At 61.0% G+C, this 23,342-nt stretch carries 24 protein-coding genes; 7 read left to right on the forward strand and 17 right to left on the reverse strand.

All coding sequences use genetic code 11. The annotated features are described in order from the left end of the window. The first annotated feature begins 28 nt into the window (after window positions 1–28). The 4 genes from GJV18_RS11040 to GJV18_RS11055 are packed head-to-tail and all read left to right on the forward strand — an operon-like array spanning window position 29 to window position 2,645. On the forward strand, window positions 29–334 hold the full coding sequence (locus GJV18_RS11040) for a PepSY domain-containing protein (protein ID WP_160345372.1): 306 nt from the start codon (window positions 29–31) through the stop codon (window positions 332–334). A gap of 47 nt (window positions 335–381) precedes the next feature. Further along, the gene (locus GJV18_RS11045) at window positions 382–660 is read left to right on the forward strand and encodes a PepSY domain-containing protein (RefSeq protein WP_233280166.1); all 279 of its coding nucleotides are present in this window, start codon (window positions 382–384) and stop codon (window positions 658–660) included. Beyond that, a complete protein-coding gene (locus GJV18_RS11050) occupies window positions 661–1,329 on the forward strand; it encodes a response regulator transcription factor (protein WP_160345376.1) in 669 nt (222 codons plus the stop codon). Continuing rightward, the gene (locus GJV18_RS11055; RefSeq protein ID WP_160345378.1) at window positions 1,326–2,645 is read left to right on the forward strand and encodes a sensor histidine kinase; all 1,320 of its coding nucleotides are present in this window, start codon (window positions 1,326–1,328) and stop codon (window positions 2,643–2,645) included. Before GJV18_RS11050 ends, GJV18_RS11055 begins: the two co-directional genes overlap by 4 nt. Window positions 2,646–2,651: 6 nt before the next feature. On the opposite strand, the gene GJV18_RS11060 is transcribed toward GJV18_RS11055, so the two are convergent. From GJV18_RS11060 to GJV18_RS11115, 12 genes are all read right to left on the reverse strand, one after another. After that, entirely contained in the window at window positions 2,652–3,242 is a 591-nt protein-coding gene (locus tag GJV18_RS11060) for an NADPH-dependent FMN reductase (RefSeq protein ID WP_160345380.1), read from the reverse strand. A 99-nt stretch (window positions 3,243–3,341) separates the two neighbouring features. Further along, window positions 3,342–5,486, reverse strand: coding sequence for a methyl-accepting chemotaxis protein (locus tag GJV18_RS19000; RefSeq protein WP_160345382.1), 2,145 nt, complete (start codon window positions 5,484–5,486; stop codon window positions 3,342–3,344). Window positions 5,487–5,744: 258 nt separating this feature from the next. Beyond that, on the reverse strand, window positions 5,745–7,340 hold the full coding sequence (locus GJV18_RS11070; protein WP_160345384.1) for an isocitrate lyase: 1,596 nt from the start codon (window positions 7,338–7,340) through the stop codon (window positions 5,745–5,747). Window positions 7,341–7,840: 500 nt separating this feature from the next. After that, the gene (locus GJV18_RS11075; protein WP_160345386.1) at window positions 7,841–8,650 is read right to left on the reverse strand and encodes a secretin N-terminal domain-containing protein; all 810 of its coding nucleotides are present in this window, start codon (window positions 8,648–8,650) and stop codon (window positions 7,841–7,843) included. Continuing rightward, complete coding sequence (locus tag GJV18_RS11080; RefSeq protein WP_160345388.1) at window positions 8,647–9,288, reverse strand: DUF7931 domain-containing protein; 642 nt, start codon at window positions 9,286–9,288, stop codon at window positions 8,647–8,649. Before GJV18_RS11080 ends, GJV18_RS11075 begins: the two co-directional genes overlap by 4 nt. Before the next feature lie 8 nt (window positions 9,289–9,296). Further along, complete coding sequence (locus tag GJV18_RS11085; RefSeq protein ID WP_160345390.1) at window positions 9,297–9,722, reverse strand: GNAT family N-acetyltransferase; 426 nt, start codon at window positions 9,720–9,722, stop codon at window positions 9,297–9,299. Beyond that, window positions 9,715–10,881, reverse strand: a complete 1,167-nt coding sequence (locus tag GJV18_RS11090) for a ribosomal protein uL16 3-hydroxylase (protein ID WP_160345392.1) — start codon at window positions 10,879–10,881, stop codon at window positions 9,715–9,717. Before GJV18_RS11090 ends, GJV18_RS11085 begins: the two co-directional genes overlap by 8 nt. Window positions 10,882–10,958: 77 nt before the next feature. Continuing rightward, window positions 10,959–12,329 carry an adenylosuccinate lyase gene (gene purB / locus GJV18_RS11095; protein ID WP_160345394.1) on the reverse strand — a complete coding sequence of 457 codons (1,371 nt, stop codon included), beginning with the start codon at window positions 12,327–12,329 and terminating at the stop codon, window positions 10,959–10,961. A 229-nt stretch (window positions 12,330–12,558) separates the two neighbouring features. Beyond that, window positions 12,559–13,419 (reverse strand): DMT family transporter, encoded by an 861-nt coding sequence (locus tag GJV18_RS11100; protein WP_160345396.1) that lies wholly within the window; start codon window positions 13,417–13,419, stop codon window positions 12,559–12,561. 1 nt (window position 13,420) lies between these two features. Further along, window positions 13,421–14,041 carry a high frequency lysogenization protein HflD gene (hflD, locus tag GJV18_RS11105; protein WP_160345397.1) on the reverse strand — a complete coding sequence of 207 codons (621 nt, stop codon included), beginning with the start codon at window positions 14,039–14,041 and terminating at the stop codon, window positions 13,421–13,423. Next, window positions 14,038–15,150 carry a tRNA 2-thiouridine(34) synthase MnmA gene (gene mnmA, locus GJV18_RS11110; protein ID WP_160345399.1) on the reverse strand — a complete coding sequence of 371 codons (1,113 nt, stop codon included), beginning with the start codon at window positions 15,148–15,150 and terminating at the stop codon, window positions 14,038–14,040. Before mnmA ends, hflD begins: the two co-directional genes overlap by 4 nt. A gap of 58 nt (window positions 15,151–15,208) precedes the next feature. Then, complete coding sequence (locus GJV18_RS11115) at window positions 15,209–15,649, reverse strand: NUDIX hydrolase (protein ID WP_160345401.1); 441 nt, start codon at window positions 15,647–15,649, stop codon at window positions 15,209–15,211. Window positions 15,650–15,971: 322 nt separating this feature from the next. Here GJV18_RS11115 and icd point away from each other — a divergent pair, with 322 nt between their 5' ends. After that, window positions 15,972–17,228, forward strand: coding sequence for an NADP-dependent isocitrate dehydrogenase (gene icd, locus GJV18_RS11120; RefSeq protein ID WP_160345403.1), 1,257 nt, complete (start codon window positions 15,972–15,974; stop codon window positions 17,226–17,228). Between the two features lie 70 nt (window positions 17,229–17,298). Here icd and cspD read toward each other — a convergent pair whose 3' ends face one another. Then, window positions 17,299–17,562, reverse strand: coding sequence for a cold shock domain-containing protein CspD (gene cspD, locus GJV18_RS11125; protein WP_160345405.1), 264 nt, complete (start codon window positions 17,560–17,562; stop codon window positions 17,299–17,301). Window positions 17,563–17,786: 224 nt separating this feature from the next. Between cspD and clpS the strand changes: the two genes are divergently transcribed. Both clpS and clpA read left to right on the forward strand, forming a co-directional pair. After that, a complete protein-coding gene (clpS, locus tag GJV18_RS11130; RefSeq protein WP_160345407.1) occupies window positions 17,787–18,149 on the forward strand; it encodes an ATP-dependent Clp protease adapter ClpS in 363 nt (120 codons plus the stop codon). A 29-nt stretch (window positions 18,150–18,178) separates the two neighbouring features. Beyond that, complete coding sequence (gene clpA / locus GJV18_RS11135; RefSeq protein ID WP_160345409.1) at window positions 18,179–20,449, forward strand: ATP-dependent Clp protease ATP-binding subunit ClpA; 2,271 nt, start codon at window positions 18,179–18,181, stop codon at window positions 20,447–20,449. A gap of 107 nt (window positions 20,450–20,556) precedes the next feature. On the opposite strand, the gene infA is transcribed toward clpA, so the two are convergent. From infA to trxB, 4 genes are all read right to left on the reverse strand, one after another. Further along, window positions 20,557–20,775 carry a translation initiation factor IF-1 gene (infA, locus tag GJV18_RS11140; RefSeq protein ID WP_002553999.1) on the reverse strand — a complete coding sequence of 73 codons (219 nt, stop codon included), beginning with the start codon at window positions 20,773–20,775 and terminating at the stop codon, window positions 20,557–20,559. 111 nt (window positions 20,776–20,886) lie between these two features. After that, entirely contained in the window at window positions 20,887–21,594 is a 708-nt protein-coding gene (locus GJV18_RS11145; protein WP_160345410.1) for an arginyltransferase, read from the reverse strand. 54 nt (window positions 21,595–21,648) lie between these two features. Beyond that, window positions 21,649–22,329 carry a leucyl/phenylalanyl-tRNA--protein transferase gene (gene aat / locus GJV18_RS11150; protein ID WP_160345412.1) on the reverse strand — a complete coding sequence of 227 codons (681 nt, stop codon included), beginning with the start codon at window positions 22,327–22,329 and terminating at the stop codon, window positions 21,649–21,651. A 52-nt stretch (window positions 22,330–22,381) separates the two neighbouring features. Further along, window positions 22,382–23,332 carry a thioredoxin-disulfide reductase gene (gene trxB, locus GJV18_RS11155; RefSeq protein WP_160345415.1) on the reverse strand — a complete coding sequence of 317 codons (951 nt, stop codon included), beginning with the start codon at window positions 23,330–23,332 and terminating at the stop codon, window positions 22,382–22,384. Window positions 23,333–23,342 lie beyond the last annotated feature (10 nt).

The raw sequence follows: 23,342 nt of genomic DNA on the forward strand, positions 1-23,342 counted from the left end.
CGAAAGCAAACCCCTCAAGGAGATTCACATGAAAGCACTACTTGCCCTCGTCAGCGCCACTGCCCTGAGCCTTGCATCCGTTGCCCAGGCCCGTGATCTGGGGCCGGATGAGGCCCTTAAACTGCGCGATGCCGGTACTATTCAATCCTTCGAGAAACTCAACGCCGTGGCACTGGAGCAGCACCCGGGCGCGGTGGTCGAGGAAACCGAACTGGAAGAAGAATACGGTCGCTATATTTATCAGGTCGAGGTGCGCGACGCCCAGGGGCAGCAATGGGACCTGGAACTGGATGCGGCCACTGGCCAAGTATTGAAGAACAAGCAGGACGATTGATGCAGCTTAAACCGGGATATCCAGGCCTATTGGCCGGCCTGTTGCTGATGCTGATGCTGATGCTGAGTTTCAGCCTTAGCGCACGGGATCTGAACCATGACGAAGCGCGGCGCCTGCTGCGTGAAGGGCAGATTCTGCCGCTGGAGCAGATGCTCCAGCGGGCCCGCGAGCGCTATCCCGGTGCAGAATTGCTGGAAGTCGAACTGGAAGAGGAAGACGGTATCCTGGTTTATGAAGTCGAGTTGATCACGGCAGAAGGGAGTATTCGCGAGCTGGAGCTGGATGCCCGTGACGGGCGCTTGCTCAAAGACGAGGTGGAAGACTGAATGCGCCTGTTGCTGGTCGAGGACCATGTACCACTGGCCGACGAACTGTTGGCCAGCCTGACTCGCCAGGGCTATGCCGTGGACTGGCTGGCCGATGGCCGCGACGCTGCCTATCAGGGCGTCAGCGAACCCTATGACCTGATCATTCTCGACCTCGGTCTGCCTGGCAGACCGGGGCTTGAGGTGTTGCGTGAATGGCGCGGCGCAGGGCTCAGCACGCCGGTGCTGGTGCTGACGGCGCGCGGCTCCTGGGCCGAGCGTATCGAGGGGCTCAAGGCCGGTGCCGACGACTACCTGAGCAAACCCTTTCATCCGGAAGAGCTGCAACTGCGTATCCAGGCGCTGCTGCGCCGGGCCAATGGCCTGGCCAACCAGCCAACCCTGGATGCGGCTGGTTTGCAGCTGGATGAGGCACGCCAGTGCGTCAGCCGTGATGGCCAGGTCATCGAGCTGACCGCAGCCGAGTTTCGTCTGCTGCGCTATTTCATGCTGCACAGCGGCAAGATCCTGTCCAAGATTCAGCTCAACGAGCACCTGTACGACGGGGAAAGCGAGCGCGATTCCAATGTCATCGAAGTGCATGTCAATCACTTGCGGCGCAAGCTCGGCCGCGAGGTGATCGAGACCCGTCGCGGCCAGGGCTACCGTTTCACGGGAGACGGCCTTTGAGGTCGATTCAGCGGCGTCTGAGCCTGGGTCTGGTCGGCGTGCTGCTGGTGGTCGGGCTGATCTTGGCCCAGGGCAGTCTGTGGCTGTTCGATCACAGCCTGCGCCGTTACCTGCAGGAAGGCCTGGAGAATGAGGCGCAGACCCTGATGAGCGCCATCTATAGAGGCCCGCAAGGTTTGCAGCTGGATGAACGACGGCTTAGTGCAGGCTTTCAGCGGCCCTATTCCGGCCAGTATTTTCGCATCGACTTTGCCGGCGAGGCCTGGCGTTCGCGCTCACTCTGGGATCGAGAGCTGCCCCAGGCGGCCGAACCCGGTCTGCAAGCGGCCCTGGCTGACGGGCCGGAAGGTCAGCAGTGGCTGATTCTGCGTGCCGATTATCAGCGTTTCGGGCAGGACATCAGTATTCATGTGGCCCGGGATTACACCCCGGTGCTGGACAGTTTCCAGCGTCTGCAACGGCTGGGTCTGCTGCTGGGCGGTGTGGCACTGGGCGTCATTCTGCTGTTACAGCGTTTTATCGTGCGTCGCGCCTTGCGTCCTCTGGAACAGGCCCGCCAGCAGATCATGCAATTGCAGCAGGGGCAACGTAGCCAGCTTGAAGAGCAGGTGCCGGATGAACTGCAGCCGCTGGTGGCGCAGATCAATCACCTGCTCAGCCATACCGAAGACAGTCTCAAGCGTTCACGCAATGCCCTGGGCAATCTGGGCCATGCCCTGAAGACGCCGCTGGCGGTGTTGGTCAGCCTGCTGGATCGCGAGGAGTTCAGACAATGCCCCGAACTGCAGGGCGCGCTGCGGCTACAACTGGAGCATATTGAGCAGCGCATTGCCCGGGAGTTGGGCCGTGCGCGTCTGGCAGGCGAAGTGCTGCCGGGGGCGCACTTCGTGTGCGCACGGGAGCTGCCTGAGTTGTTTGCCACGCTGGAGATGATCCATGGTGGTCATCTCCAGCTGAGCTGGCAGGCCAGCGCTGATCTGCGTCTGCCCTGGGATCGGGAGGATCTGCTGGAACTGCTCGGCAACCTGCTGGATAACGCCTGCAAATGGGCTGACAGCCGAGTGCAGCTGACTATCGACAGCCATGCAGCAGGCTGTCGCATCCAGATCGAGGATGATGGCCCGGGCATCGAACCATCACGTCGTGAACTGGTGCTGAACCGGGGCAGTCGCCTGGATGAGCAGGTCACCGGCCATGGTCTGGGACTGGGTATCGTGCGCGATATTGTCGATACCTGGGGCGGTCAGATAATGCTCACCGATAGCGCCCTGGGTGGCCTGCAGGTGCGCATCGAGCTGCCATACAGAACCCCCTGAGGCGCATTACATGCCGGTGGCGAACTGGCTCAGGTCGATGCTGGCGCGCACCGGCTGCAGGGCCTGGCCGTACTTGCCGAGAATATCCAGGGCATAGTCGATGCGGTTGCGAATGCGCTGGTCCTCTTCGCTGGCCGCCTGTGGCGTATTCAGCACGGCCTCCACCTGGCGCACGATCAGGTGCTCGGGCAAATAGCACAGCCGGCAGTTCTTGTAGCTGGAGGCGCGCAGCTCGCTGATCGGATAGGCGCCGCCGATACCTGAGGAAACCCCCACCAGCAGCCCAGGCTTATGGGCCAGTTCGGCCTTGCCGGCATAAATGAAGAAGTTCTTGATCGCCGGGCAGGCCATGCCGTTCCACTCCGGAGCGACGATGATCAGGGCATCGGCGGCCTGCAGTTGCTGGCTATACAAGTCCCAGGGGCCCGCATCTTCAGCCGGCCACAGGGGCAGGGGAGCTAAGCCCAGGTCGATCAGACTGCTCTGTTCCTGAGTGCACAGCCCTTGCTGAATCAGACGCTGGCGCAGAAAGCGGGCCACCTTGGACGACTGACTGTTGCTGCGGCTGGAGCCGGCAACCAGGGCGATATTGAGCATGAAGCAACCTCGACAATAAATAAAAAACGCAGACTAGCGGCCGGCCAGTCTGCGTTGCAAGGAAACAGCCGCCAGCGCGGCAGTCAAATAGTGACAAGGCTATACGCGGAACTGATCCATCAGCGCCTGTTGGTGATTGGCCAGCTTGTTGAGGTTCTGGCTGATGGTGGCCGATTCGTCGGCCTGGGCTGAAATGGACTCGGTCACATCGCGAATCGAGGCCACGTTGCGGTTGATCTCCTCGGCCACCGAGCTTTGCTCCTCGGCGGCGCTGGCGATCTGCAGGTTCATATCGGTGATCACGCTGACCGCCTGGCTGATACGCTGCAGGGCAGCTACGGCCTGTTCGACCTGCTCCACACTGCCCTGGGCCTGACGATGGCTGCTGTGCATGGTGCTGACCACTTCCTTGGTGCCGCTTTGCAGGCCTTCGATCACCTGGCGGATCTCTTCCACCGAGTCCTGGGTGCGCTTGGCCAGATTGCGCACCTCGTCGGCCACCACGGCAAAGCCGCGCCCGGCTTCACCGGCGCGCGCCGCTTCGATGGCGGCATTGAGCGCCAACAGGTTGGTCTGTTCGGCAATGGAGCGGATCACCTCCAGCACCGAGCCGATCTGCTCACTGCTGTTGGCCAGGCCCTCGACTTCCTGCATGGCCACATTCATCTCGTTGGCCAGCAACTCGATGGTGCTGGTGGTCTTGTCGATCACCTGCAGGCCTTCGCGGCTGGCCTGGTCGGCGGTGCGCGCCGCTTCCGCTGCCTGGGCCGCGTTGTGCGCCACATCCTGGGCGGTGGCGCTCATTTCCTGGAAGGCGGTGGCCACCTGATCCACCTCGCGGAACTGCTGCTGCATGCCATCGCTGGTCTGGCTGGCAATCAGTGCCGACTGGTCGGCGGTGCTGCGGGCATCGGTCACGCTGTTTTTCACATCGGCAATGATCGGCTGCAGCTTGTCGAGAAAGCGATTGAACCAGCTGGCAAGTTCGCCCAGCTCATCCTGCTTGGCGTATTGCAGGCGGCGGGTCAGATCGCCTTCGCCCGTGGCGATATCCTTGAGCATGGCGGCTACACCCAGGATGGGTTTGGTGACGCCCAGGGCGGTCAGCCAGATCAGCAGAATGCCCAACACCCCCGCACCCAGGCCAAGCCCCAGGGAAATGGCCGTGCTGCGCGCACTCATGCTATCCAGTTCAGCTTCCAGGCGCGTGGCCGGTTCCAGCAGGATTTCTTCCGGCACCTCGATCAGCACACCCCAGGGAGTGGACCCCGGAATCGGCAGCAGGGGCTGGAGTACCTGTAAGGTGCCATTGTGGCGCAGGGTTTCCGAACGATTGCCGCTGATCAGGCCAATCATTTGTCGCGCTTGCTCGGGGAAGAGCTTTTCCAGCTTGTCACCCAAGAGACTGCTGTTGCGGCTGTGACCGGCGAGGATGCCGGCGCTGCTGATGATGCTGACGTGACCAGCGCCGTCAAAGAGACCACGATGGGCGTTCAGACTCAGTTCCTGCAGGCTGGCCAGGCTGATATCCACGCCCAGTACGCCAATCACCTTGCCGCCTTGCTCCAGTGGGAAGGCAATGCTGGTCATCAGGGTTTTCACCCCGTCGGTGTCGTCGATATAGGGTTCCAGCAGGCAGACCTGGCGCTTCTCGATGGGGCAGGTATACCAAGCGTTATAAGGCGTGCCACTGATGCCGGGTGTGGTGTCGGCCAGGTTCTCTTCGGTCATGGCCTCCAGCGCCATTTCGCCCTGATCATCCTGTGACCAGTACAGGGAGAAGCGCCCCTTGTCGTTGCTGCCCAGTTCTTCCTGGCCGGTAAAGAGCTCATCCTTGCCATCCAGACCATTGGGTACAAATGCGACATAGATACCCAGCAGACTGCGGTTGGCCTCCAGGGCGCTGCGCACCTGGCGGGTCAGGTCTTCACGCAGGTCGAAGGCATCGAGAAAGCGCTTTTCAGCCTGCTCGCGGATAAACAGGACCTGGGTCGCGGCGCCACGACCATACTGGTAGGCATCCATAAAATAGCGCTGCATCTGCAGGGCCTGGGCCTCGCCGCGAGCCTGCATGCGCAATACCGCCGACTCTTCCAGCATCGCCGAGCTGGCGTCCTTGACCAGGTCGGAGCTGCGCGAAGCCTGCAGCACGGAACTGCCGACCAATACAAAAACGACTGCCAGCAGGCACAGGCCGGCGAGCAGGGTGATCTTGAGCTGGATGGAGAGGCGATTGAACAGCATTTATCAAAGCCCTTTATTGTGAGTGCCTGGAACGCCTATCGGCCTGAATGGGTCGAGCTTTAGCGGGTTACTGCTCGATCAGCCTGAGTGTAATGAAATATCCGTATGCCGTGTTCGTAATTTTGCACAATGATTCGGGTATTTCATTCAAGGATGCGCCGAGTACTTTCGGGCGAACATAAAAAAACCCCAGCATCGCTGCTGGGGTTTTCTCAACACGCTCGACCTTGATCGTGGTCTCGGTCGGCGAACCTGTTCTTAGTGAAACTGGTTCATGGTGTTGTCTTTACCGCTTGCCTTCAGAGCTGCTTCGCCAGCGAAGTACTCTTTGTGGTTGTCGCCGATGTCGGAGCCAGCCATGTTCTGGTGCTTGACGCAGGCGATACCCTGACGCAGTTCCTGACGCTGCACGCCCTTCACGTAGGCCAGCATGCCCTGGTCGGCGAAGTAGCCCTTGGCCAGGTTGTCGGTGGACAGGGCCGCGGTGTGGTAGGTCGGCAGGGTGATCAGGTGGTGGAAGATACCGGCGTGGGCCGAACCGTCGCGCTGGAAGGTACGGATCTTCTCATCGGCAACCTGGGCCAGTTCGGTCTCGTCGTACTCGACGCTCATCAGCTTGGCGCGGTCGTAGGCGGAAACGTCCTTGCCTTCGGCAACCATGGCATCGAATACCTGCTGGCGGAAGTTCAGGGTCCAGTTGAAGGACGGGCTGTTGTTGTAAACCAGCTTGGCATTCGGGATGACTTCACGGATGCGATCAACCATGCCTTTGATCTGGCCAACGTGCGGCTTCTCGGTTTCGATCCACAGCAGGTCGGCGCCGTTCTGCAGGCTGGTGATGCAGTCCAGTACGCAGCGATCTTCGCCGGTGCCAGCGCGGAACTGGAACAGGTTGGACGGCAGACGCTTGGGACGCAGCAGCTTGCCTTCACGCTTGATCACAACGTCGCCGTTGCCCAGTTCGGCTTCGGAGATTTCTTCGCAATCCAGGAAGGAGTTGTACAGGTCGCCCAGGTCGCCCGGCTCTTTGGTCACGGCGATCTGCTTGGTCAGGCCAGCACCCAGGGAGTCGGTACGGGCAACGATTACACCGTTGTCGATACCCAGTTCCAGGAAGGCGTAACGCACGGCGGCGATCTTGGCCAGGAAGTCGGCGTGAGGAACGGTTACTTTACCGTCCTGGTGGCCGCACTGCTTCTCGTCGGAAACCTGGTTTTCGATCTGGATGCAGCAAGCGCCTGCTTCGATCATGCGCTTGGCCAGCAGGTAGGTGGCTTCCGGGTTACCGAAGCCAGCGTCGATGTCGGCGATGATCGGTACGATGTGGGTTTCGTAGTTGTCGATCTGGTTCTGGATCTCGGCAGCCTTGGCGCTGTCGCCAGCTTCGCGAGCGGCGTCCAGAGCGGTGAACAGCAGATCCAGTTCACGGCTGTCAGCCTGACGCAGGAAGGTGTACAGCTCTTCGATCAGGTCGGAGACGGCGGTCTTCTCGTGCATCGACTGGTCCGGCAGCGGGCCGAAGTCGGAACGCAGAGCAGCAACCATCCAGCCGGACAGGTACAGGTAGCGCTTGTTGGTGGTCTTCAGGTGCTTCTTGATCGAGATCAGCTTCTGCTGCCCGATAAAGCCGTGCCAGCAGCCCAGCGACTGGGTGTAGACGGAGGAGTCGGCGTCGTACTCAGCCATGTCCTTGCGCATGATGTCGGCGGTGTACTGAGCGATTTCCAGACCGGTCTTGAAGCGGTTCTGGGCGCGCATACGGGCGACGGACTCGGGGTTGATAGCGCTCCAGCTGCTGCCGAACTTCTCTTTCAGAGCGGCTACAGCCTTGATGTCGTTTTGATATGCGGACATGGTCAATCCTTCAAAAAATGTGTTGGTTGAGCACCGGCTTCCCCACTGAACACCTGTGTTGCCGGAAGGTTGTCGTGAGCGCACTGCGGAATGTCGAGAAGTCGACGTGGGACGGAAATGATCCGGGAGGAGGGTGACGAACAAACAGTCGGCTGACTGGCGCATCTGCAAATGAGCGGGTCATTTGTCGCTTGCCGGCTCGTGGATGCCGTTGGGCGCTCGATGCTGCGATTCATGCAGGCTGCTGCAAACGCTTCCCCGTCCCTCAGGACAACTTCGTTCCAGTCGCCATCTCATCAAACCGCCTTGTGGGCTTTACAACGCGAATCGGCTCGGACGGTAAGTTGGAGCGCGATTCGGAGGTCCTTGTCGGCACCTCTGATTAGCGGGAGCGGGGCCATGATGCCTCTGCTCAAATTGTTCGTCAATGAATTTGTAGTGCTTTTTCAGTGACTACTACATAAGTCTGGTGACGACCGGCAAGTCAGGTTGCAGAGCCCTCAATCGAGCACTTCGACCATCACGCGCAGCTGCATATCCTCGCGGCCCTGGGTCGAGCGGCGCAGCAGGATATCGCGCTGCTGCCCCTGGCTCTGTTCGCTGACGCCGCCCAGGGTGATCCACTCGCCAATGCGCCCGCTGACCCGGGTGTCGGTGCTCTGCACATCGATATGGCCGGGGGTATGGGGATTCAGGCGGTCGCGCTGGCTGCTGATGCTGATATGCACCAGTTCGCCACTGAGGCTGGCGGTGACATAGAAGCCGCGGGTGACATCGCGGTATTGGGTCTGGCTGTAGGGCTGGCCGTAGATATCGCGACCGCTGCTGGTCAGGGGCACGCTCTGGCCGACCTGGATCAGTGCCGGATAGCCTTCGGTGGCCTGCACCTGCTGGGTGCCGCCACCGCGGCTCTGGGTGCTGCGCTGGATAATGCGCACCTGATCGCGGCCATTGATTTCGCCCTGGCCAATCTGAATCTCGGCATTGCCACCGCTGATGGTGCCGTCGGCGCGGTAGCCCTGGTCGCGTTGAAAACTGGATTCATCACTGCTGACGCTGATCAGCAGGCGCCGGGGGCGGGTATCCAGTTGCTGCAGCAGTTCGCGCACCTCGGCGATCTTGTCCGGCGCGGCATTGACGATCAGCTGGTTGCCATAGGCATTGACCCGCCCCTCGTTGCCCAGCACCGATTGCACCACGCCCAGTACATCGTCGGCGGTGCGGTAGTTAAGCGGGATAACTTCGGTGGCGGCGCTCAAGGACAAGCTGCAGCTCAGCAGAAAAGCACTCAGCAACGTGCGCAGGCTCATAACAGCAGGCTCCTCAGGTCGAGATCGATAAGGCTGGTGTCCCAGGCCTGGTCGAACTGGCTGCGCCGCTGGCGAGCGCGGACCAGATCCTGGTACAGAGCATAGCCACTGAACTGCCCCGGCTCGGGCAATACCAGCAGGCCGCAGTCGTCGGCCAGCAGGAAGGCCAGCTCCTCGTTGGGGTAATCCGGGTTGAGTTTGCGGATCTGCAGGTTGCTGGACAGGCGCCGGGCCAGGCTCAGCAGGCGATGGCCTTCCTTGACCGCGCGGCTGCTGTCACGCAGAAGGATACGCAGCTGGTTGCGCGGGCTGGCCAGGAGAAACTGGCTGCAGGCCTGCTGCACGCTGCTGTGGTGATAGAGCCAGGGCTCCAGATCATGGCTGTAGATGCACAGGCTACGCCGGGCTTGTTGCAGCAGGGCCAGGGCGTGGGCGCGGGCTTGTTCGATCTGGTTAAAGCGTTCCAGCGCGGTATGGGCGCCGAGGGCAAAGGGAGCGGGTTCGGCCTGGGCGATATCCGCCGGCAGGCCGCTCGGGTTATGCACAGCAAAACGCCCCGGCGATTCGAACTCGATAGCGGCCAGTTCGGCTGGCTGGTTGCTCTCGGTTGTTTCGCGCGGGGCGTTTTCTTCGTCCATTTCAGCCTCTAGCTGCTGTGGCGCACCATGTCCACGTGGGGAATGCCGGCGTCCAGGTATTCACCGCTGACGATGGCAAAGCCGAGCTTTTCATAGAACGGCGTGGCTTGCACCTGGGCACTGAGCATTTGCTGATTGAGGCCACGTTTTTCCGCTTCGGCGACCACCGCATTGATCAGCGCAGCGCCGACATTCAGACCGCGCCAGTCCCTGAGCACCGAGACCCGGCCGATATGGCCGTCGGGCAGCAGGCGTGCGGTGCCGATCGGGTAGTCGCCTTCGTAGGCGAGAAAATGCACGGCCTCGGCGTCTTCGGCATCCCACTCCAGCTCCGGTGGCACCGCCTGTTCGGCGATAAACACGGTTTCGCGGATGCGACGCAGCTCGGCATTGTCCTTCTGCCAATCGGCCAGGCGCACATGAATCTCACTCATCAGCAAACTCCAGGCTGCCTTGTTTGACCAGTTCAACCAACAGATTACGCCCTTCGTCATCGGCAAGCCACGCGCCGAGGTTGTCGATATGCAGGGCATCGGCGCTGCATACCAGCTTGAGCAGCTCACGCAGGCTGGCGGACAGCAGGCGGCTCTGGCCGCTGGCGAATAGCACCAGGTCCTCGCCGACTTCCGACCAGGCCATGCGCGCACTGGGGTTGCGCACCAGCACGGCGCCGTCTTCCAGGCTGGTGAGGAAGGTTTCTTCGTCGATCTCGATGCCGTTGATCAGCTCCGGATACTTGGGTTCGGTCATAAACTGGCCGAACCAGGTCATCAGCAGACGCTCGTCACCCATATGTTCGTTGAGCAGGGCCTTGAGGCGTTCCAGGGCGTCGCGCTGGATTTGCGTCGGGTCGTCGGTCGGCTGCGCGTCAGCATCACTGTAACGCTCCTCATCGGGGAGGAACTGGCCGAGAAAATCGGTGAAATGGGTCAGCACTTCGGCAGCACTTGGCGCGCGAAAGCCCACGGAATAGGTCATACAGTCATCCTCAGCGGTACCACAGTGGGCCAGGAGCGGCGGCAGGTAGAGCATGTCGCCGGGTTCCAGCACCCATTCTTCAGTTGATTCGAACTCGGCGAGGATCTTCAGATCCGCGTGTTGCAACAGGGGGCTGTCGGAGTTGCACGGCTGGCCGATCTGCCAGCGGCGTTTGCCGTAGCCCTGCAGGAGAAAAACGTCATAGTTGTCGAAGTGCGGACCCACACCGCCACCGGGTGCGGCGAAGCTGATCATCACATCGTCGATGCGCCACTTGGGCAGGAACTTGAACTGCTCCAGCAGCTCGGCCACTTCCGGGACGAACTGATCGACCGCCTGCACCAGCAGGGTCCAGTCGCGCTCGGGCAGGGTGGCGAAGGTGTCTTCGTTGAACGGGCCGCGCTGCAGTTCCCAGGGATGGGCGCCGTGCTCGATCACCAGGCGCGATTCGACTTCTTCTTCCAGGGCCAGGCCAGCCAGCTCATCCGGGCTGATCGGGCTTTCGAAACCGGGTACGGCCTGGCGGATCAGCAGCGGTTTCTTCTGCCAGTAGTCGCGCATGAACTGGCGCGCCGTCATACCACCCAGTAACTGAAGCGGAGTATCAGGATTCATCGCTAAGCCTTTGAAGTAATTAATTTGCCGTAAATAAAAACGCCCGGCGCAGCCGGGCGTCTGGGGGCTGATGCCGCTTAGATGCGCTGGGCCTGGGCCACTGCGTTGCCGATGTAGCGGGCCGGGGTCAGTTCCTTGAGTTCGGCCTTGGCCTCGGCGGGCATGTCCAGGCCATCGATAAAGGCCAGCAGGGCCTCGGGGCTGATGCCCTTGCCACGGGTCAGCTCCTTGAGCTTCTCGTAGGGGTTCTCGATGGCGTAGCGGCGCATGACGGTCTGGATCGGCTCGGCCAGCACTTCCCAGCAGGCGTCCAGATCAGCGGCGATGCGCGCCTCGTTCAGCTCCAGCTTGCCGATGCCCTTGAGGCTGGCCTCGTAGGCGATCACGCTGTGGGCGAAGCCGACACCGAGGTTGCGCAGCACGGTGGAGTCGGTCAGGTCGCGCTGCCAGCGGGAGATCGGCAGCTTGCTGGCCAGATGCTGGAAGATGGCGTTGGCGATGCCGAGGTTGCCTTCGGAATTCTCGAAGTCGATCGGGTTGACCTTGTGCGGCATGGTCGAGGAGCCGATTTCGCCGGCCACGGTCTTCTGCTTGAAGTAACCGAGGGAGATATAGCCCCACACATCGCGGTCGAAGTCGATGAGGATGGTGTTGAAGCGGGCGATGGCGTCGAACAGCTCGGCAATATAGTCGTGCGGCTCGATCTGGGTGGTGTAGGGGTTGAACTGCAGGCCCAGGTCGCCTTCGATAAATTGCTTGGCGTTGGCTTCCCAGTCGATCTGCGGGTAGGCCGACAGGTGGGCGTTGTAGTTGCCCACGGCACCATTGATCTTGCCCAGCAGCGGCACGGCGGCAACCTGAGCGATCTGCCGCTCCAGGCGATAGACCACGTTGGCCAGTTCCTTGCCCAGGGTGGTCGGCGAGGCCGGCTGGCCGTGGGTGCGCGAGAGCATCGGCACGTCGGCGAACTTGATCGCCAGCTCGCGGATGGCGTCGGCAGTCTGACGCATCAGTGGCAGCAGCACGTTGTCGCGGCCTTCGCGCAGCATCAGCGCGTGGGACAGGTTATTAATGTCCTCGCTGGTGCAGGCGAAGTGGATGAACTCGCTGACCTTGTCCAGTTCCGGCAGCTTGGCCGCCTGTTCCTTGAGCAGGTACTCCACTGCCTTGACGTCGTGGTTGGTGGTGCGCTCGATTTCCTTGACCCGCTCGGCATGCTCCAGCTGGAAGTCTTCGGCCAGCTTGTTGAGCAGGGCATTGGCTTCGGCGGAGAAGGGCGCGACTTCGCTAACACCTTCGTGGGCGGCCAGGCGCTGCAGCCAGCGCACTTCAACCATGACGCGGAAACGGATCAGGCCGTATTCGCTGAAGATCGGGCGCAGGGCGCTGGTTTTACCGGCGTAGCGGCCGTCGACGGGGGAAACCGCGGTGAGCGAGGAGAGCTGCATAGGGGGCGTTCTCGGGCAGTCGGTTTGAGAGGCTATCTAGTATCTGCTGCGCGTCGGCCCTGCTGCGTTGAAAACAGGCTCGTAATGCTCATGTACAAAAGTACACTCCGCTTCCTCGCCTGTTTTCGCCTTGCATGACTCTAGCTCGCTAGATCCTAGACAGCCTCTATTTAAAAGGGCGCATATCATACATGAAATCGGCGCCCAGGCCGCCATCGACTATGACCGTTCAGCTGCGTTTGCCGCGACTGATCGACAGCAGGCTGGCGGTAAAGATCAGGGAAGCGCCGATCAGCGAGGTCAGATCCGGGGTCTCGCCCCAGCGCAGCCAGGCGATCAGCCCGGCGAAGACAATGGCCAGGTAGGCAAACGGCCCGATCAGCCCAGGCGGCGCCAGGCCATAGGCCTTGGACATGATGATCTGGCTGGCGGTGGCTAGCAGGCCGATGCCCAGCAGCAGGCCCAGCTCATGGCTGTGCATGGGCTGCCAGGCCCAGGTCATGGGAATGGCGGAGATCAGGGCGCTGAACAGCGAGAAGTAGAAGACGATACGAAAGGCCGGCTCGGTGTCGCTCATCTCGCGGATCGAGACAAAGGCGAAGGCGGCCAGCACGCTGGCCGCCAGCCCCACCAGGGCCTGGCTATCGAGCAAGGCGGCGGAGGGTTTGGCCACCAGCAGCACGCCGACCAGGCCGATGCCCGTGGTCACCAGCATGCGCTTGCTCAGCGGCTCCTTGAGCCACCACCAGGCGATCAGAGGCGTGAACACCGGCGCCGAATAGGTGAACAGCATGGCATCGGCCAGGGGCAGGTGGGCGATGGCGTAGAAGAAGCAGTACATCGCCGCCAGGCCATAGGTGGTGCGCCACAGGTGTGATTTCAGGCGGGTGGTTTTGAGTGGTCGCACGCCCTTGAGCAGGATCAGCGGCAGAAAGAACAGCACCCCGACCAGATTGCGGAAAAACACCACCGACTCGTTGTTGACGCTGCTCGACACCTCGCGGATGCCCACCCCCATCAAGGCAAACAGTAAGGCGGAAAGGGCCAGCAGGCTGGCCCCCTGCAGGGGCTTGACCGAGCGTGTGCTCATCTCAACCCCGCAGCAGCGGGTAGAGTTCCTTGAGCAGCTTGCTGCGGCTGAACACCAGCTGCCAGCGGTGCCCGCCCAGTTGGCGCCATAGCCGTGCCGAGCGGATGCCGGCCAACAGCAGGGCGCGGATCTTGGCGGCATTGCCGGTCTGCTGCAGGTGGCGCATATCGCCCTGTACCTGGATGCGCTGGCGGAAGGTGCTGATGGTGTCCTGATACAGCGCGCCGCAGGCGGCGATCACGTTGTCGTGCACCAGGCCGAAGTGCTCGACCTGGTTCTGGATTTGGTCCAGGCGGCTGCCCATTACCTGCAGCATGTCGTCGCGCTTGGCCAGTTGCCGCTCCAGATTGAGCAGGGCCAGGCTGTAGCGCAGCGAGTCGCGCTGCAAGGCAGCCGGGTCGCGCTCCAGGGCGCTGACCAGGGCGCGGTAGCCGTCGCGCAGGTTGAGATCGTCGCCGCCGTAGACATCCAGGGTCGATTGCGGGTCGCGTACCAGCAGGCTGCCGAGCATGCAGCCCATGGCCGCCTCGCTGACCTGGCCGGTGCGGGCGATACGATCGACCAGCACCGTGGCTTCAAATACGGCCGCCAGGGCTACCAGTTGTTCCTGAATCGGGCTCATCGGGCGTCCTCGTACCAGGCTTCGGCGCTTTCGATCACGCCGCCACCCAGGCAGATTTCGCCATCGTAGAACACCACGGATTGCCCCGGAGTAACGGCGCGCTGCGGTTCATCAAAGGTAGCTATGTAGCCGGATTCGGTTTTTTCCAGGGTGCAGGCCTGGTCGCTCTGGCGATAGCGCACCTTGGCGTTCAGGCGGCGCGGCGCAGACAGGTCGACCGGGTTGACCCAGTAGATATCCGAGGCGAGCAGGGCGCGGGAGAACAGCCAGGGGTGTTCGTTACCCTGGCCGACGATCAACACATTGCGGCTCAGGTCCTTGCGCAGCACATACCAGGGATCGTCGCTGGCGTTTTTCAATCCGCCAATACCCAGGCCCTGGCGCTGGCCGATGGTGTGGTACATCAGACCGACATGGCGGCCGATCACCTGACCGTCGGTGGTTTCGATATCGCCTGGCTGGGCTGGCAGGTACTGCTTGAGGAAGTCGCTGAAACGGCGTTCGCCGATAAAGCAGATGCCGGTGGAGTCCTTCTTCTTCGCCGTGGCCAGGGCGTATTTTTCGGCGATGGCGCGCACGGCCGGCTTTTCCAGTTCACCCACGGGGAACAGGGTCTTGGCGATCTGCTCGCCGCCGACGGCATGCAGGAAGTAGCTCTGATCCTTGTTCGGGTCCAGGCCCTTGAGCAGCTCGGTACGACCGTCTGTGTCACGGCGGCGCACATAGTGGCCGGTGGCGATCAGGTCGGCGCCCAGGGACAGGGCGTAGTCGAGGAAGGCTTTGAACTTGATCTCGCGGTTGCACAGGATGTCCGGGTTCGGCGTGCGGCCGGCCTTGTACTCGGCGAGAAAATGCTCGAACACGTTGTCCCAGTACTCGGCGGCGAAATTGGCGGTGTGCAGCTTGATGCCGATGCGGTCACACACGGCCTGGGCGTCGGCCAGATCATCCATCGCCGTGCAGTAATCGGTGCCGTCGTCCTCGTCCCAGTTCTTCATAAACAGGCCTTCGACCTGATACCCCTGCTCCAGCAGCAGCAGAGCGGAAACCGAGGAGTCGACGCCGCCGGACATGCCGACGATGACGCGCTTAGCAGTTGAATCTTGCATGGGCGATAAACACAGACAGGAAAAGACGGCGATTCTAGCAGGCCGAGGGCCTGGGCCGTTAATCGCGGATCAAGGCCAGGGGGTGCGCGGGGCCAGCCAGGTAGTCGTCGATGCAGCGCAGCACCAGTTCGCTGCGCCAGCGCTCGGGCTGGGCAGCCAGTTCGTCGCGGCTCAGCCAGCGTGGGCCGATAATGCCCTCGTCCAGCGGATGTTGCGGGCGCTGGCGCAGTGGGCGGGCGGAAAAGCAGACGCGCTGGTAGGTCACCCCGTTGCTGGGCGCGGTATACAGGTAGATACCGGTCACCCCGGTCAGTTCGACATCCCAGCCGGTTTCTTCCAGCGTTTCGCGCAGGGCGGCGGCTATGAGACTTTCGTCGGCTTCCAAGTGGCCGGCAGGCTGATTAAATACGGCGCGGCCATCGGCCATTTCCTCGACCAGCAGAAAACGCCCCTGGTCTTCGACGATGGTGGCTACGGTGACATGGGGGGTAAAACGCATCGGATACTCCTCGACAGGGCGTGTAATAAGCGGTTACCGGCCACTTGGCCTGACAGCACAGCGCAATTGGACGCCGAGCTGCTAGGCTAAATTGACCTTGCCGTAGCGGCTTGTAGCGCTCTTGTAGTTTGACTACATAAGACATTCCGCTATTCAGAGAATGTCGACAATAACGCGGTTGGGCAATGTTTTCGGCGGATAAAGTGCGTGACTTTCTGTAGAAAAACTACAAAAATAGTTCGCCTTTCCGAGACCCAAAAAGATCCATTCGGTGCGCCATCTGCGCACCTGAATGTCAGACCACAAAGCAACGGAGTCCAGCATGGGATACCAAAAGATCCAGGTGCCAGCAACCGGTGACAAAATCACCGTCAATGCCGATATGTCCTTGAATGTTCCGAACAATCCGATCATCCCCTTCATCGAAGGCGACGGTATCGGTGTCGACATCAGCCCGGTCATGATCAAGGTGGTTGATGCGGCTGTCGAGAAAGCCTACGGCGGCGAGCGCAAGATCTCCTGGATGGAAGTCTACGCCGGCGAGAAAGCCACCCAGGTCTATGACCAGGACACCTGGCTGCCCCAGGAAACCCTGGACGCAGTGCGTGACTACGTCGTTTCCATCAAGGGCCCGCTGACCACTCCGGTCGGTGGCGGTATCCGCTCCCTGAACGTTGCCCTGCGCCAGCAGCTCGACCTGTATGTCTGCCTGCGCCCGGTGCGCTGGTTCGAAGGTGTGCCGAGCCCGGTGAAGAAGCCTGGCGACGTCGACATGACCATCTTCCGTGAGAACTCGGAAGACATTTACGCCGGTATCGAGTGGAAAGCCGGCTCCCCGGAAGCCGAGAAGGTCATCAAGTTCCTCAAAGAGGAAATGGGTGTAACCAAGATCCGCTTCGACCAGAATTGCGGCATCGGCGTCAAGCCGGTTTCCGAAGAGGGCACCAAGCGCCTGGTGCGCAAGGCCCTGCAGTACACCGTGGACAACGATCGTGATTCGCTGACCATCGTGCACAAAGGCAACATCATGAAGTTCACCGAAGGTGCCTTCAAAGAGTGGGGCTATGAAGTGGCCCGTGACGAGTTCGGTGCCGAGCTGCTGGATGGCGGTCCTTGGATGCAGTTCAAGAACCCCAAGACCGGCAAGAACATCATCGTCAAGGACGCCATCGCTGACGCCATGCTGCAGCAGATCCTGCTGCGTCCGGCCGAGTACGACGTGATCGCCACCCTGAATCTCAATGGTGACTACCTGTCCGACGCCCTGGCGGCCGAAGTGGGCGGTATCGGTATCGCGCCGGGCGCCAACCTGTCCGATAGCGTGGCCATGTTCGAAGCCACCCACGGCACCGCGCCCAAGTACGCTGGCAAGGACCAGGTCAACCCAGGTTCGGTCATCCTCTCCGCCGAGATGATGCTGCGCCACATGGGCTGGACCGAGGCTGCCGATCTGATCATCAAGGGCACCAATGGCGCCATCGGTGCCAAGACCGTGACCTATGACTTCGAACGCCTGATGGACGGTGCAACCCTGCTGTCCTGCTCGGCATTCGGCGATGCCATGATTTCGCACATGTAAGCGAATCAAGCGAAAGAAAAAGGCCGGTCATATGACCGGCCTTTTTTATGCAGCCAGCAAGGCTGCCAAGTCAGACTTCAACCGTTGTGCCTTGGCTCTGCCTTGCGGCGACCGGGGCGTCAGTGGCGACAGTGGCCGCGCTGATATTGACGGCGTGGAGTCCTTTAGGACCTTGAATAATATCGAAGCTTACCGGCTGGCCAGCCTTGAGCGTTTTATAGCCGTCCATCTGGATAGCCGAGTAGTGGGCGAACAGGTCCTCATCTCGACCATCGGCCAGGATGAATCCATAGCCTTTGGCGTTGTTGAACCACTTGACCTTACCGCTAACCATGCTGATATCCCTCTGCAAAGGACTCCATCACTGGAGTATCATCCACTTCAGTTCCGTGCGACCGCTTACCTAGCAGCCTGCGCGGAACCCCTATACCCCGGACAGGGTATCTATTGTTTGTAACACTGTTTTGCCGTTAGTCAAGGCAATGCTGCAACGGCCTGCGAAGCCGTTCAAACTCTGTCTAGCATCCCCCACTCGCCTATCAACGAACCTTATTGAGCATGCATGCAAGTAGCCAGATTCGACTAACATTCAATCAGGATCGCCCCGCAGAGCATGAGGACGATTCCTTCGGCCTTGCCGTCCAGGAATCCAAGCCGGCTCTGCAGGCACCCCCCATGTATAAGGTGGTTCTGTTCAATGACGATTACACGCCCATGGATTTTGTCGTTGAAGTGCTTGAGGTGTTCTTTGCCATGAACCGCGAGCAGGCCACCCGCATCATGTTGGCCGTCCATACGGAAGGGCGGGCAGTTTGCGGTGTATTCACCCGTGACATTGCTGAAACCAAAGCCATGCAGGTGAATCAATATGCGAGAGAGAGCCAGCATCCGCTACTCTGTGAAATAGAGAAGGACGGTTAACGCCGGCCACTTGGGCAAGAGGTGAAGCCATGTTGAATCGAGAGCTCGAAGTAACCCTCAATCTTGCCTTCAAGGAGGCACGCACCAAGCGTCATGAATTTATGACGGTTGAGCATCTCCTGCTGGCCCTGCTGGACAACGAAGCCGCCGCCAGTGTGCTGCGCGCCTGTGGCGCCAACCTGGACAAGCTGCGCCATGATTTACAGGAATTTATCGATTCCACCACCCCCCTGATTCCGCAGCATGACGAGGAGCGGGAAACTCAGCCCACCCTGGGTTTCCAGCGTGTTCTGCAGCGCGCGGTATTCCACGTACAAAGCTCCGGCAAGCGCGAAGTGACCGGCGCCAATGTATTGGTGGCAATTTTCAGTGAACAGGAAAGCCAGGCGGTGTTTCTGCTCAAGCAGCAGAGCATTGCCCGTATCGACGTGGTCAACTTTATCGCTCACGGCATCTCCAAGGTGCCGGGCCATGGTGGTCATACTGAGTCCGAGCAGGAGATGCAGGACGATGAGGGCGGTGAATCGGCCACCTCGGGCAACCCGTTGGATGCCTATGCCAGCAACCTGAATGAGTTGGCCCGCCAGGGGCGAATTGACCCACTGGTAGGTCGTGAAGGTGAAGTGGAGCGCGTGGCGCAGATTCTCGCCCGGCGGCGCAAGAACAACCCGCTGTTGGTGGGGGAGGCCGGGGTCGGCAAGACCGCTATCGCCGAAGGCCTGGCCAAGCGGATTGTCGACAATCAGGTGCCGGACCTGTTGGCCGACAGCGTGGTCTACTCCCTGGATCTGGGCGCCTTGCTCGCCGGTACCAAATACCGTGGTGACTTCGAGAAGCGCCTGAAGGCATTGCTAAACGAGTTGCGCAAGCGGCCCCATGCCATTCTGTTTATCGACGAAATCCACACCATTATCGGTGCCGGTGCAGCGTCCGGTGGGGTGATGGATGCCTCCAACCTTCTCAAGCCGATGCTGTCCTCGGGTGAGATTCGCTGCATCGGCTCCACGACGTTCCAGGAGTTTCGCGGCATCTTCGAGAAGGATCGCGCCCTGGCGCGGCGTTTCCAGAAGGTTGATGTGGTCGAACCTTCGGTGGAGGACACCATCGGTATTCTGCGCGGCCTGAAAGGGCGCTTCGAGCAGCATCACCATATCGAGTACAGCGACGAGGCCCTGCGTGCCGCTGCCGAACTGGCTTCGCGTTATATCAACGACCGCCATATGCCGGACAAGGCCATCGATGTGATCGATGAAGCGGGCGCCTATCAGCGCCTGCAGCCGGAAGACAAGCGGGTTGCCCGCATCGATGTGGCTCAGGTCGAGGATATCGTGGCGAAGATCGCACGCATTCCACCCAAGCATGTCAGCACCTCGGACAAGGAGCTGCTGCGCAACCTGGAGCGCGATCTCAAGCTCACGGTATTCGGCCAGGATGCCGCCATCGATTCACTGTCCACGGCCATCAAGCTGTCCCGGGCCGGGCTCAAGGCGCCGGACAAGCCGGTGGGTTCCTTCCTGTTTGCCGGTCCCACCGGGGTGGGCAAGACCGAGGCTGCTCGCCAGCTGGCCAAGGCCCTAGGGGTGGAGCTGATCCGCTTCGATATGTCCGAATATATGGAGCGCCATACCGTATCGCGCCTGATCGGCGCGCCGCCTGGCTATGTCGGTTTTGACCAGGGAGGCTTGCTCACCGAGGCCATCACCAAGACACCGCATTGCGTGCTCTTGCTCGATGAAATCGAGAAGGCTCATCCGGAAGTCTTCAACCTGCTGCTGCAGGTGATGGATCACGGCACCCTGACCGATAACAACGGGCGCAAGGCGGATTTCCGCAACGTCATCCTGATCATGACCACCAACGCCGGGGCAGAAACCGCCGCGCGGGCTTCCATCGGCTTTACCCATCAGGACCACTCGTCTGATGCAATGGAAGTGATCAAGAAGAGCTTTACGCCGGAGTTCCGCAACCGTCTGGATACCATTATCCAGTTCGGCCGCCTGAGCCACGAAGTGATCAAGAGCATCGTCGACAAGTTCCTCACCGAGCTGCAGGCGCAGCTGGAGGACAAGCGCGTCATGCTCGAAGTCAGCGACGCGGCGCGCAACTGGCTGGCCGAGCAGGGCTACGATGTGCAGATGGGCGCCCGGCCTATGGCGCGTTTGATCCAGGACAAGATCAAGCGGCCGCTGGCGGAGGAAATCCTCTTTGGCGAACTGGCCGAGCACGGTGGCGTGGTGCATGTCGATATCAGCGAAGGTGAGCTGATCTTTGACTTTGAAACCACGGCTGAAATGGCCTGAGTTAAACGGTAGGCAACAAAAACGCCCGGCAATGCCGGGCGTTTTTTATGTGCGCTTGATTGGTTTCGACTGCCGGGCTTGGAACAGGCTTGCGGCAGTGGCTGCAATTAGCGAGCGCGGTAGGTGATACGACCCTTGCTCAGGTCGTAAGGTGTCAGCTCAACGCGAACCTTGTCACCAGTCAGAATGCGGATGTAGTTCTTGCGCATCTTTCCGGAGATATGCGCGGTAACGACGTGCCCATTTTCCAACTCCACGCGAAACATGGTGTTGGGCAGGGTGTCGACGACAGTGCCTTCCATTTCGAAGCTGTCTTCTTTCGACATGCAGTAAAGCCCTCGGTATCCAAAGAATGGCCCGGTGCAACTGGCGCCAGGCAAAAGCGGCGTGCATTGTGCCCGAAAACAGGTCTGTACGCCAAGTGGGCCGTTGCGAAGCTAGGTGAGGACGGTCCAGCGCTGGTTGACCAGCAGTTCGATGGGGCGGTACTGGGTCTTGTAGTTCATTTTGCGGCAGTTCTTGATCCAGTAGCCGAGGTAGACGGCGTGCAGCCCTTGGCGATGGGCTTCGCCGATCTGCCAGAGAATGGCGAAACGCCCCAGGCTGCGGCGTTCTTCATCCGGATCGTAGAAGGTGTACACCGCAGAGAGGCCATTGGGCAGTACGTCGGTCACGGCGATGGCCAGCAGGCGCCCGTCAAGCCGGAATTCGTAAAAACGCGAGAAGGGCAGATCCCGCACCAGAAAGGTGGAGAACTGGTCGCGGCTGGGTGGGTACATATCGCCATCGGCATGCCGCGCCTCTATATAGCGGACATAGAGGGCGTAGTACTCATCATTGAAGCAGGGGCGCACCGGGCGCACCTGAACGTCTTCATTGCGCTTGAGGATGCGCCGCTGTTGACGATTGGGGCGAAAGGCCGCCGCAGGGATGCGCGCGGGGATGCAGGCGGTACAGTGCTGGCAGTGGGGGCGATAGAGGTGGTCGCCACTGCGGCGAAAGCCCATTTCCGAGAGCTCGGCATACACCTGGGTATCCATGGGCTGGCTGGGATCGAGAAACAGGGTCGTGGCCTGCTCCTCGGGCAGGTAGCTGCACGGGTGCGGTTGAGTGGCATAAAACTTGAGGCGGGCCAGCTCGGTCATGGTCGATTCTCGGGAGCGTCTCCCGGAAAGTGTATGCCAGGAGATCGCACTCGACTAGGCGGGCCACACAGCCGTGGAAGGTTGATCCAGGTAGAGCCTAAGGTGCTCGGAAAAACTGTCCCGGTTGATGGCGCGGGCGCCGAAGCTATGCAGGTGCTGGGTCGGCATCTGGCAGTCGATCAGGACAAAGCCCCAGGCCTTGAGCTGCTGCACCAGGGTGACAAAACCGACCTTGGAGGCATTGTCAGCACGACTGAACATGGACTCACCAAAGAACAGCCGACCCATGGCCAGGCCATAGAGACCGCCGACCAGCTTATCGTCCTGCCAGACTTCCACTGAGTGAGCGATGCCGCGTCGATGCAGCTCGATATAGGCCTGCTGCATGGGCGTGGTGATCCAGGTGTCCTGGGCATAGCTGCGCGGGGCAGCGCAGGCGCGGATCACTGCGCCGAAGGCCTGGTCGAAACTGACCCGAAAATGCCCCTGGCGTATCACCTTGTGCAGGCTGCGGGAGATATGCAGTTCGTCCGGGAACAGCACGGTGCGCGGGTCGGGTGACCACCAGAGAATCGGCTGGCCATCCTGAAACCAGGGGAAGCAGCCATGGCGGTAGGCCTGGATCAGTCGTTCGGGCCTCAGATCACCGCCGGCAGCCAGCAAACCATTGGGCTCGCGCAGGGCCTTGTTCAGCGACGGAAAATCCAGTGAATCACGTTGCAGCCAGGTCAGCATGGGCAGGGCCGGAGGAGGGCAGGGCGGGCCGAACGGCCCGCCACTGGAACCATCAGTTTGTGTCGAGGAATTTCTCGACATCCAGTGCGGCCATGCAGCCGGCGCCAGCCGAGGTGATGGCCTGACGATAGACATGGTCGGCTACATCGCCGGCGGCGAACACGCCTTCGATGCTGGTGGCGGTGGCATTGCCTTCGCTGCCGCCCTTGACCAGCAGATAGCCATCGCGCATTTCCAGCTGGCCGGTAAACAGCTCGGTATTGGGCTTGTGGCCGATGGCGATAAATACACCCGCCAGGGCCAGCTCCTTGCTCGCACCGGTTTCAGTGTCCTTGAGGCGCACGCCGGTTACGCCGCTGTTGTCGCCCAGCACTTCTTCCAGGGTGTGGTTCCAGTGCAGTTTGACGTTGCCATTGGCGGCCTTGTCGAACAGCTTGTCCTGCAGGATCTTTTCCGAACGCAGCTTGTCGCGGCGGTGGATCAGGTGCACTTCCTTGGCGATATTGGACAGGTACAGGGCCTCTTCCACGGCGGTGTTGCCACCCCCGATCACCGCCACCACCTGGTTGCGATAGAAGAAACCGTCGCAGGTGGCGCAGGCCGATACGCCCTTGCCGGAGAACGCCTCTTCCGACGGCAGGCCCAGATACTGGGCACTGGCGCCGGTGGCGATAATCAGCGCGTCACAGCTGTAGGTGCCACTGTCACCTTTGAGGATAAAGGGCCGGCTCTGCAGCTCGGCAGTGTGGATATGGTCGAAAAGGATCTCAGTCTCGAAGCGCTCGGCGTGTTTCTGCATGCGTTCCATCAAGGCCGGGCCGGTCAGGCCTTCCACGTCACCGGGCCAGTTGTCGACTTCGGTGGTGGTGGTCAGCTGGCCGCCAGGCTGGATGCCGGTGATCACCACAGGCTTGAGATTGGCGCGGGCGGCATACACGGCAGCGCTGTAACCGGCAGGACCGGAGCCCAGGATGATCAAGCGCGAATGCTTGACTTCGCTCATAAAAACACCT

This window comes from Pseudomonas xionganensis, assembly GCF_009763245.1.
GTDB lineage: Bacteria > Pseudomonadota > Gammaproteobacteria > Pseudomonadales > Pseudomonadaceae > Aquipseudomonas > Aquipseudomonas xionganensis.